This window comes from Kitasatospora sp. NPDC059146, assembly GCF_042786665.1.
Classification (GTDB): domain Bacteria; phylum Actinomycetota; class Actinomycetes; order Streptomycetales; family Streptomycetaceae; genus Kitasatospora.
This window is the reverse complement of record NZ_JBHZCY010000215.1, coordinates 1-8,639: the sequence shown is the minus strand read 5'-3', so window position 1 is coordinate 8,639 and position 8,639 is coordinate 1. Positions and strand designations below refer to the sequence as shown.

The following is an 8,639-nucleotide window of genomic DNA, read 5'->3' as shown; positions in this document are numbered from 1 at the left end:
GCGGCACCCCGTGCGTCACGGGGTGCCGCCTCCTCGGCGTTGGGCGGGGCGGGCGGGTGGTGCTTCCAGGGCTGCTGCGGCGGCTGCTTCCGCGCCTGCGTGCGGGGCGCGCGCTACTCGTTGTGCTCCTCTTCGTCGGCGCTGTGCGGGAGGTCGATGCCGTGCTGGGCGGCGAGCCGTAGGAGCGAGGCGATCCGGCCCTCGTACGCCTGGACGCCGTCGGCGTCCCCTTCGGCCCGGGCCGCCGCGAGGTCCTGCCGGGCCTGGGCGAGCTGCTCGCGCAGCTCCTGGTCGAACATGGCTGTCATTGCCGGCCTCCACAAAACCGGTCGGTGCCGCTCGGGGAACGCTCAGGAGAGTTCAGAGTCCCGGATGGTGCAGGACTCTTCAAGTCAGGCCCGGTCGGGTCGGGGGTCCGTGCCGGGCCCGTGCGGGGGCGGGGTCGATCGGCGGCGGGCACGGACGGGGCCGGGTGGCGGAGGGCGTGACGGGGTAGGGAGCGGATGGGTGAGCGGCTCGGCGGCGTCCGCCGGGCGGTTCGGTCGGTGGTTCGGTCGGTGGTCCGGGTGGCGCTTCGGTTGGCGCTTCGGTGACGGAGGGGTTGCGTGGGGGCGTGCGGCAGGTGTGCGGGCGGTGTGCGTGCGCCCTTGTTGTGCTAGCACTTCGGCGCTAGCTTGAACGGCATGGGCAAGAAGCAGCTGAACGTCCGAGTGGACGCCACGACCGCGGAGATGGCCCGGGAACGGGCGGAGCAGCAGGGGATCAGCATGAACCAGTACATCGAACGCCTGGTCCAGCAGGACATGGGTGAATCGGGACGGGCCTTCATCGACGCCGCCGCACAGTTCATGAAGGAGTACGAGACGGCGTTCCTCGCCGAGTTCGGGGAGTCGGGCGAGCTCCAGGACGTGCGCCGTTGAAACTGGAGGTCGACCTCTCGTGGCTGCTCATGACCGCCGAGCAGTACACGCCCGGTGACCCGCAGGTCACCGACTACGGCTCGCTGCTCGCGGCCGTCACCCGGCACCAGGCCGAGATCTTCGACATCTCCGTCTACCCCGAACCCCAGGACCGCGCGGCCGCGTTGATGCACCAGCTGATCCGGGTGCCGGCCCTGGAGAAGACCAACGAGCTCTTCGCGACCGCCGTCGCCTACGCCTACCTCGTCGCCAGCGGCTGCACCGTCGCCACCACCGCCCGCGAGGTGCGCAGCCTCTCCCGGGCCATCCGGGAAGGGCGGCTGGGGGTGTCCGGGGTCGCCGAACGGCTGTCGGCCTGGGTGGTCGACGAGGCCGAGGGGGAGGGCGTCACGGGGGCGGAGGAGGAGGACGAGGACGACGACTGAGCCGCGTCCCCGTCCGGTGCCGGTGCCGGTGCCGGTGCCGGTGCCGGTGCCGGTGCCTGGGCGGGTGCCTGGGCTGGTGCCGCGCCGGTCTAGGCCTGGGGGTCCGCGGCGACGGGCTCCGCGATGAGGGCCGTCGCGAACGGGCGGAAGCCGGCCCGGCGGTAGATCCGGGCGACGTCCTCGTCGGCGGCGGACAGGAACACCGTCCGCACGCCGTTGGCGCGGGCGTGCGCCACCAGGGCCGCGGTGACCGCCAGGGCCAGCCCGCGGCGCCGGGCGGAGGGCAGCGTCCCGACCCCGACCACCTCGGTGACCGAGCCCACCGGGTTGTGCTGGCCCGCGCAGAGCACGTCGCCGCCCTCCAGTGCGGCCGCCAGCACGCTGACCCCGTCGGTGATCCGCTGCGCGATCCGCGCCACCCCGCCCTCGGACGTCAACGTCGCGGCGCTCACGGCCAGTTCGGCCGCGCCCGCGCTGCCGGTGGCGGTGCCCGGGGCGCCGAAGGCCACGTGCGGGACGGCCACCGCGTCGGCCAGCTCGGGAGCGTCCGCGGCCAGCACCCGCACCTCCACCCGCTCCGGGAGCGCCGGCGCCGGGGCCGTCCCGTCCTGCGGGCCGAGCACCAGCAGCGGGTGCTCGTGCACCGCCAGGCCGGCCGCCTCCACCGCCGCGCGCAGCTCGGGGTTCTGCTCGGCCACCCACTCGAAGGCCTCCGGCAGGCCCAGCTCCCGCTGCCGCTCCAGCACCCGGCGGACGTCCTCGGCGGTGGCGGCCGGGCCGCCGTGGCCGGGGGTCGGGCGGGCGTAGTAGTGCCAGCCGGTCTCGCCGCGGCGGACGAAGAGGGTCAGCGGGCCGAAGTCCTCCGCGGTGGCGGCGCTGCGGGGCACGGCGTCGTAGTAACGCTCGATGCCGTCGAGCAGGGCGGGGTCCGGAACATGATCAGCAGAAGTCACGGCGTGCATCCAAGCAGGGGCCGGAGTGGAGCGCCACCGGTTTGTGCGGCGGACCGGCGTTCGATTGTTGCCGAACGCTTACCCGCTCGCGGCGATCTTGTGCGTGTACGCCGGGCAAGCTGATGCCTTCACAGCTCTGCCGAGGGGGACGGCGGACATCCGCACTCGGCGAGGCAAGGGGGAAGTCAGGCCCATGAGGCTCTGCTTTCTGGTGGAGGAGCACTACCGGCGGGACGGCATGCCGCTGGACGTCGCGCGTCAACTCACCTCCTGGGGGCACCGGGTGGACGTGCTGCGCCCCGGCGACTCGCTGCTGGCGATCTCCGAGGCGGTCCGGGCCGGCAGCCACGACGCCTGGGTGCTCAAGACCGTATCCGGTGGCCCAGGGCTCACCCTGCTGGAGGCGGCCGCCGCGGTCGGCCTCACCACCGTCAACGACGTCCGCTCGATCCGCGGCGTCCGGGACAAGGCGCTCGCCTCGGTGATCGCCCGCACCCGCGGCCTGCCCACCCCGGTCACCTACGCCGCAGCCCGCTGGGAGCGGCTCGCCGAGATCCCGGCCGCCGAGTACCCGCTGGTCGTCAAACCTGCGGACGGCAGCTCCGGTCGGGGCGTACGGCTGGTGGCCGGACCCGACGACCTGATCGGCCTCGGCCCCGAACTCGCCGGGGAGGGGCTGCTGATCGCGCAGCCGTACGTGCCCAACAACGGCACGGACCTCAAGGTGTACTGCGTCGACGGCGAGCTCTTCGCGACCGAACGGGAATCGCCGCTGCACCCGGGGCAGGGCGTGCGCGAGCGGCCGGTACCGCTGCCCGCGAGCGTCGCACGGATAGCCGCGCAGGTCGGCGAGGTGTTCGGCCTCGACCTGTACGGCGTCGACGTGCTGCTCGGGCCGGACGGGCCGGTGGTGGTGGACGTCAACGACTTCCCGAGCTTCCGGCAGGTGCCCGACGCGGTGGAGCGGGTCGCCCGGGCGGTGCTGCGGCTCGCGCGCAGCGGTACGGCCGTGTCGGTGCCCGCGCTGGTTCCGGCCGGTGGCGAGGAGTACGGCCGGGTCGGACTGGTGGACGGTGGGCTGCGGTGAGGGCCGGACCGGAGGGCGAGTTGAGGGGCGAATTGAGGGGTGAGTTGAAGGGCGGGTTGAGGGGTGAGTTGAAGGGCTGGTCGAGGGGCGGGTCGAGGGGTGGACCGATGGGCGAGTTGAGGGTCGGGCTGATCACGGGCAACCCGGGGCACCCGCTGCTCGCGGCGGCCGCCGGAGTGCTGGAGCGGCGCGGCTGCCGGGTGGAGGCCGTCCCGCTCGACGGCGGTGTTCCGCGGGGGGCGCTCGCCGATGTCTACCTGCTCAAGGCACGCACGCCGCAAGCGCTGGCGCTGGCCGGGGAGTTGGAGCGGCTCGGGGTCGCGGTGGTCAACTCGGCCGCGGCGACCGGGCTTTGCCAGGACCGGGTGCGGATGGCCTCGCTCGCCCGGGGCGCCGGACTGCCGTTCGCGGCGACGGTCACGGCCGGTCCGCTGGGCGAACTCGCCGACCAGGTGTACCCGTTCGTGGTGAAGAGCCGGCACAGCCGGCGCCACGACCTGGTCGCGCTGGTCGACGGCGCGGAACGGCTGCGGGAACTCGCTGAACGTTGGCCGCACGAGGAGGTCGTCACCCAGCCGTACCTCCGGAGCAGTGGCTGGGACCAGAAGCTCTGGGTGGTCGACGGGCAGGTCTTCGCGGCACGGCGGCGGTCCGAACTCTCCGTCGGCGATGACGGGCTGGGGGCGGCGCAGGAGTGGGAGCCGTCCGCCCGGCGGGCCGCGCTCGCCCTGCGGGTGGGCGAGGTGTTCGGGCTGGAGGTGTACGGGGTCGACCTGCTGGACGGGGCCGACGAGCCGGTGATCGTCGACGTCAACGCCTTCCCCGGGGCGCGCGGGCGGGCCGGGGCGCCGGAGGCGCTCGCGGGGCTCGCCCTGCGGGTGGCGGCGGAGCGGGGGCGGGTTCCGGTGTAGGGCGGGGCGGGGCGGGGCGGGGCGGGGCTTCGGCTGGGCTGGGCTGGGCTGGGCCCGGGCTTCGGTGTGGCTGGGCCGGTGTCGCTCCGGCGCGGCGGCCGACCACCGGCCCGGGTGGTTAGGCTGGCTGGCGCCCCCGACCGGCCGGGGCCGAACGGCGAGAGAAGACGGAACGTTGCTGCAGGACATCGAGCCCTACCTGGCCTGCCCCCACTGCGCGCAGGACCTCACCCGGCACGAGCGCAGCCTGCGCTGCCCCGCCGGGCACAGCTTCGACCTCGCCAAGCAGGGCTACGTCAGCCTCCTCGCCGGTGACGCCCACACCGGCACCGGCGACACGGCCGAGATGGTCGCCGCCCGCGCCGACTTCCTCGCCGCCGGCCACTACCGGCCGATCGCCGACGCCCTGGCCGCAGCGGCCGCTGAGGCCGTGGGCGATGGGGCGGACGCCGGGGCGGGCGGGGGAGCGGACGGTCCGCGGGGCCTCGTCGCCGACCTCGGCGCCGGCACCGGCCACTACCTCGCCCACGTCCTGGACACCCTGCCCGGCCGGGTCGGCGCCGCCCTCGACATCTCCAAGTACGCGCTGCGCCGCGCCGCCAAGGCCCACCCCCGGATCGGCGCGGTGGTCTGCGACGCCTGGCGCCCGCTGCCGCTGCGAGACGCCTGCGCCGACCTGGTCCTCAACGTCTTCGCCCCGCGCAACGGACCCGAGATCCGCCGTGTGCTGCGCCCCGGCGGCACCCTGCTGCTGGTCTCGCCCACCGCCCGCCACCTGCGCGAACTCGTCGCCGCCCTCGGCCTGCTGTCGGTCGACGAGGAGAAGCAGCGCCGGATCGACGAGAAGCTCGGCCCCTACCTCACGCCGGCCGGCCGGCAACCGGTCGAGTTCACCCTGTGGCTCTCCGCCCAGGACGTGCGGACCGTCGTCGGCATGGGGCCGAGCGCCTGGCACACCGACCCCGACCGGCTCGCCGCCGCCCTGGAGGAACTGCCCGACCCGGTCGAGGTGACCGCCTCGGTGACGGTGGCCGCGTACCGGCGGCCGTAACCGAGGACCGCCGCGGGTCAGCGGCGCGGGACGGGCCCGCCCCGTAGGGATGAATCTGGGGAGCAGGGACGTTTCGCCCCGCCGGGCTGCGGCTAACGTCCGACGGGTGAACCGCGACGCCGCCGCGCCCGCCGGGCCGGCCCAACTGCGCCCGGGCGCCCCGGGCCCCGACCGGCCGCCAGTGCCACGCCCCACCGTCGAGGAGCTGCGGCTCACCGCCTTCAAGTCCTACCGGCGGGCCGTCCTGCCGCTCGCGCCGCTCACCGTGCTGCACGGGCCGGCCGGGGTCGGCAAGTCCAACGCCCTCGACGCGCTCGCCGTGCTGTCCCGGCTCGCCCTCGGCGAGGAGATCCCCGAATCCCTGGACGGGCTGCCCGACCGCACCGGACCGCTCGCCACGCCCGTACGCGGCGGCCTCGGCGGATGCGTGCCGCACGGACGGGACGCCGTCATCCTCGGCTGCACCGTCCGCTCACCGCGCGGCCGGATCCGGCTCGACCTGGTGATCCGCACCGACGGCGCGGTCCGGATCGCCCGGGAGTCGCTCACCCTCGACGGCCGGACCCTGGTGGACACCGGCGAACAGGACGTCCGCAACGGGCGCGTCAACGTCTGCTGGCACAACGACACCCGGCAAGGGGACATCCGGGCGCCGTTCCCCAGCAGCACCATGATCACCGCCCAGCTGCCGCTCCGGGTGGCCGGCTCCTCCACCGGCGAACGGCTCGTCCTCGCCGCCGCCGAGGACCTGCTCACCGCACTGCGCGAGGTCTTCCCGCTGCACCCCGTCCCCGCCCTGATGCGCGGCTGGGCCAAGGCCGACCCGCAGGCCCGGCTGCGCAGCAACGCCGCCAACATCTCGGCCCTGATCAACCGGCTCGCCCACGAGTGCCCGCGCCGGTACGGGCAACTGCTGCGAGCCGTCCAGGAGGCCGCGCCCCACCCACTGCTCGGCCTCACCCTCGCCGAGCGCGAGAGCCGGACCGGGCGCCGGGTACTGGCCGTCTTCGACGAAGGCGTGCTCGGGCGCACCGGCGCCGACCAGGCCTCCGACGGGATGCTGCGCCACCTCGCCTTCGCGGCGGTGCTGCTGACCGGGGCGGGGGTGCTCGACCTCGACGTGGCCGCCGAGGTGCCATGGGCACACCGGCAGCTCACCGTGCTGGCCGAGGACCTCGGGGCCGGGCTCGCGACCGAGCAGACCGCCTCGCTGCTGCGGCTCGCGCGGGACATGGCGGGGCGCAACCAGCTGCGGGTGGTGGCCGCGCTCCAGGAGCCGGCGGCGGCGCGGGCGGCGTTCGGGGCGGGCGAGGAGCGGACGGGGGCGGTGGCGCTGGTGGAGTGCCGACGGGACCCGGCGACGGGGTCGACGGTGCTGCGGCCGGAGACGGCCAGGGTGCCGGTGCAGTACGGGCGCGGGGAGGGGGATCGGGAGGAGGGCTCGGCGGGCGCGGGGGAAGGCTCCGCTGTGACCGGGGGAGCGGATGCGGTAGACCTGGGGGCGTGAACGAACGAGTGACGAGGTCGGGGGAGTCGGCGGCGGACCTGGCGGCCGGGGCGGCAGGGGCCGATGTGGTGCCCGGGGTCGACGTGGTGTCCGGAGGCCCGGCGGAGCAGCCCGGGGAGCCGACGCTGGAGGGGCTGCGGCAGCGGCTGGTGGAGTTCGCGGCGGCCCGGCGGTGGGAGCCGTACCACACGCCGAAGAACCTGGCGGCGGCGCTGAGCGTGGAGGCCGGGGAACTGCTGGAGATCTTCCAGTGGCTCACGCCGGAGCAGGCCGCCGCGGTGATGACGGACCCGGAACGGGCCCACCGGGTACGCGACGAGGTCGCGGACGTGCTGGCGTACCTGGTGCAGTTCTGCACGGCGGTCGGGGTGGACCCGCTGGAGGCGCTCGCGGCCAAGATCGAGCGCAACGAGCACCGCTTCCCGGTGCCGGGCGAAGGGGCTGACGTCAATCCGAACAAGGGCTGATCACCCTTGTGAGGGACGGAAGTTATCCACAGCCCCCGGGTTTTCCACAGCTTTCGAAAGGGCGGATGCGTCCCACCCCGCCCTCCCCGCACGCTCTCCCCGTGACCACCCCACCGCCCCGGCGGCGGTGCTGGTCGACGGCGACGACGAGCGGAAGGAGCGGGGGCCATGGAGGCACTGCGACTGATCAAGACGGCCAGGCACGCCCTGGCCGAGGCCAGGCACGTACCCGACGTGCTGGCCGAGGCGCGGCAGGCGGCGCTGCTCACCGAGGCGGTGGGCGCTCGGCTGGCGGAGTCGGACGGGGACGAGCTGACGGGCCTCGGCCAGCAGCTCTCCGAGGCGGGCGCCCACGCGGCGGTCTGCCTGGAGCGGTCCGTCGCCACGAACGCCCTGGTGGGCGGTGGTAGGGCCGGGCGGCTTACCGAACTCGGCGAAACGGCGGCGACGTTGGGGGCGCTGGAGGAACTCCTGCGGGAGGTCGGGGAGACGCTCGTGGTGCTGGCCTGCGGGGCGGACACCGAGAGCCTGTACTGGACGTGCATCGACGGGGTCGATGCGGTGTCGGAGTGCAAGGACGTGGCCGCGCGGTTGCGCGCGGCGACCGGGCGGGGCGAAGCGGTGGAGCGGTCGGTGCTCGGTGGCGCGGAACCGGAGCCGGAGCCGGACGGTCAAGGGGCGCCGTTACTGGTGGTCCGGCTCGGCCCGCCGGGTGCGGGCGGGCCGACGGAGGAGGAGCGGGCGCCGGACTACCGGGTGCCGGACACGGAGTCGGAGGTGTCGTTGACGGCGGGATAGGCGGAAGCCGGGGCGATGTCCCGGGTGTCGGACTGGAGCGCGGCGAGGTCCGCGGTCACCGAGGCGAGCAGTTCCTGCATCTGCTCGAGCAGGGTCTTGGGGGTCGCGGGTCCGGCCGAGTCACCGGTGGCCGAGCCGGTGGGGCTGCTCGGGAACGGCGGCGTGGCAGAGGGTTCGGACATGACGGGGACCTCTTCGGATCGGTGGTGCGGTGTGCCGCACCGACCAACGAACCGTTCCCGCAGCCGGTCACCGCGCACCACCCGATGCGGTCCAACTCCGGTACGCCGTAAGCCTCTCGGGTGATCCGGGGTTGCCGCTGCAACACGGCCTCGGCTAGGGGCGCGAATTGAGGAGGGTGGAGGACGCCGGAGGCGGTGGGTGGTGGGCGGTGGGCGGTGGGCGGGTGGAGGTGGGTGAGCGAGGCGGCGGCGGTCAGGTGGGGGACCAGTGGAGGGGTGCCGGCGATGGTGTTGACGGTGTCGATATCGATGGGGTGCAAAGGTTTCGATTCGGCTGC

11 protein-coding genes are annotated in these 8,639 nt (G+C 74.8%); 8 read left to right on the top strand and 3 right to left on the bottom strand.

The features are described from left to right. Positions 1–113: 113 nt before the first annotated feature. Positions 114–308, bottom strand: a complete 195-nt coding sequence (locus ACFXPX_RS42640; RefSeq protein WP_375893047.1) for a hypothetical protein — start codon at positions 306–308, stop codon at positions 114–116. Positions 309–683: 375 nt separating this feature from the next. On the opposite strand from ACFXPX_RS42640, the gene ACFXPX_RS42635 reads away from it, so the two are divergent. Together ACFXPX_RS42635 and ACFXPX_RS42630 are read left to right on the top strand one after the other, a co-directional pair. Next, a complete protein-coding gene (locus ACFXPX_RS42635) occupies positions 684–920 on the top strand; it encodes a toxin-antitoxin system HicB family antitoxin (RefSeq protein WP_270146936.1) in 237 nt (78 codons plus the stop codon). After that, positions 917–1,345 (top strand): fic family toxin-antitoxin system, toxin component, encoded by a 429-nt coding sequence (locus ACFXPX_RS42630; RefSeq protein ID WP_375893049.1) that lies wholly within the window; start codon positions 917–919, stop codon positions 1,343–1,345. The genes ACFXPX_RS42635 and ACFXPX_RS42630 overlap by 4 nt, the downstream gene beginning before the upstream one ends. Before the next feature lie 89 nt (positions 1,346–1,434). Here the strand turns inward: ACFXPX_RS42630 and ACFXPX_RS42625 are convergent, their stop codons facing one another. Further along, positions 1,435–2,307, bottom strand: coding sequence for a GNAT family N-acetyltransferase (locus ACFXPX_RS42625; protein ID WP_375893051.1), 873 nt, complete (start codon positions 2,305–2,307; stop codon positions 1,435–1,437). 184 nt (positions 2,308–2,491) lie between these two features. On the opposite strand from ACFXPX_RS42625, the gene ACFXPX_RS42620 reads away from it, so the two are divergent. From ACFXPX_RS42620 to ACFXPX_RS42595, 6 genes are all read left to right on the top strand, one after another. After that, positions 2,492–3,385: a RimK family alpha-L-glutamate ligase gene (locus ACFXPX_RS42620; RefSeq protein ID WP_380531743.1), complete on the top strand. Its 894-nt coding sequence runs from the start codon at positions 2,492–2,494 to the stop codon at positions 3,383–3,385. 107 nt (positions 3,386–3,492) lie between these two features. After that, positions 3,493–4,296 (top strand): RimK family alpha-L-glutamate ligase, encoded by an 804-nt coding sequence (locus tag ACFXPX_RS42615; protein WP_380645001.1) that lies wholly within the window; start codon positions 3,493–3,495, stop codon positions 4,294–4,296. Positions 4,297–4,471: 175 nt separating this feature from the next. Then, positions 4,472–5,347 (top strand): putative RNA methyltransferase, encoded by an 876-nt coding sequence (locus ACFXPX_RS42610; protein WP_380645000.1) that lies wholly within the window; start codon positions 4,472–4,474, stop codon positions 5,345–5,347. A gap of 106 nt (positions 5,348–5,453) precedes the next feature. Next, positions 5,454–6,854, top strand: a complete 1,401-nt coding sequence (locus ACFXPX_RS42605) for an AAA family ATPase (RefSeq protein ID WP_380531735.1) — start codon at positions 5,454–5,456, stop codon at positions 6,852–6,854. Between the two features lie 125 nt (positions 6,855–6,979). Beyond that, a complete protein-coding gene (locus ACFXPX_RS42600) occupies positions 6,980–7,321 on the top strand; it encodes a nucleotide pyrophosphohydrolase (RefSeq protein WP_380531751.1) in 342 nt (113 codons plus the stop codon). Positions 7,322–7,489: 168 nt separating this feature from the next. After that, positions 7,490–8,119 carry a DUF6099 family protein gene (locus ACFXPX_RS42595; protein ID WP_380531732.1) on the top strand — a complete coding sequence of 210 codons (630 nt, stop codon included), beginning with the start codon at positions 7,490–7,492 and terminating at the stop codon, positions 8,117–8,119. Here the strand turns inward: ACFXPX_RS42595 and ACFXPX_RS42590 are convergent. Beyond that, entirely contained in the window at positions 8,071–8,301 is a 231-nt protein-coding gene (locus ACFXPX_RS42590) for a hypothetical protein (RefSeq protein ID WP_375893058.1), read from the bottom strand. The two genes, ACFXPX_RS42595 and ACFXPX_RS42590, sit on opposite strands and share 49 nt — an antisense overlap. Between the last annotated feature and the right edge of the window lie 338 nt (positions 8,302–8,639).

Bases quoted from the DNA above. Each gene is read 5' to 3' on its own strand.
- ACFXPX_RS42640 (WP_375893047.1), bottom strand. From the start codon at position 308: ATGACAGCCATGTTCGACCAGGAGCTGCGCGAGCAGCTCGCCCAGGCC.
- ACFXPX_RS42635 (WP_270146936.1), top strand. From the start codon at position 684: ATGGGCAAGAAGCAGCTGAACGTCCGAGTGGACGCCACGACCGCGGAG.
- ACFXPX_RS42625 (WP_375893051.1), bottom strand. From the start codon at position 2,307: ATGCACGCCGTGACTTCTGCTGATCATGTTCCGGACCCCGCCCTGCTC.
- ACFXPX_RS42620 (WP_380531743.1), top strand. From the start codon at position 2,492: ATGAGGCTCTGCTTTCTGGTGGAGGAGCACTACCGGCGGGACGGCATG.
- ACFXPX_RS42615 (WP_380645001.1), top strand. From the start codon at position 3,493: ATGGGCGAGTTGAGGGTCGGGCTGATCACGGGCAACCCGGGGCACCCG.
- ACFXPX_RS42595 (WP_380531732.1), top strand. From the start codon at position 7,490: ATGGAGGCACTGCGACTGATCAAGACGGCCAGGCACGCCCTGGCCGAG.
- ACFXPX_RS42590 (WP_375893058.1), bottom strand. From the start codon at position 8,301: ATGTCCGAACCCTCTGCCACGCCGCCGTTCCCGAGCAGCCCCACCGGC.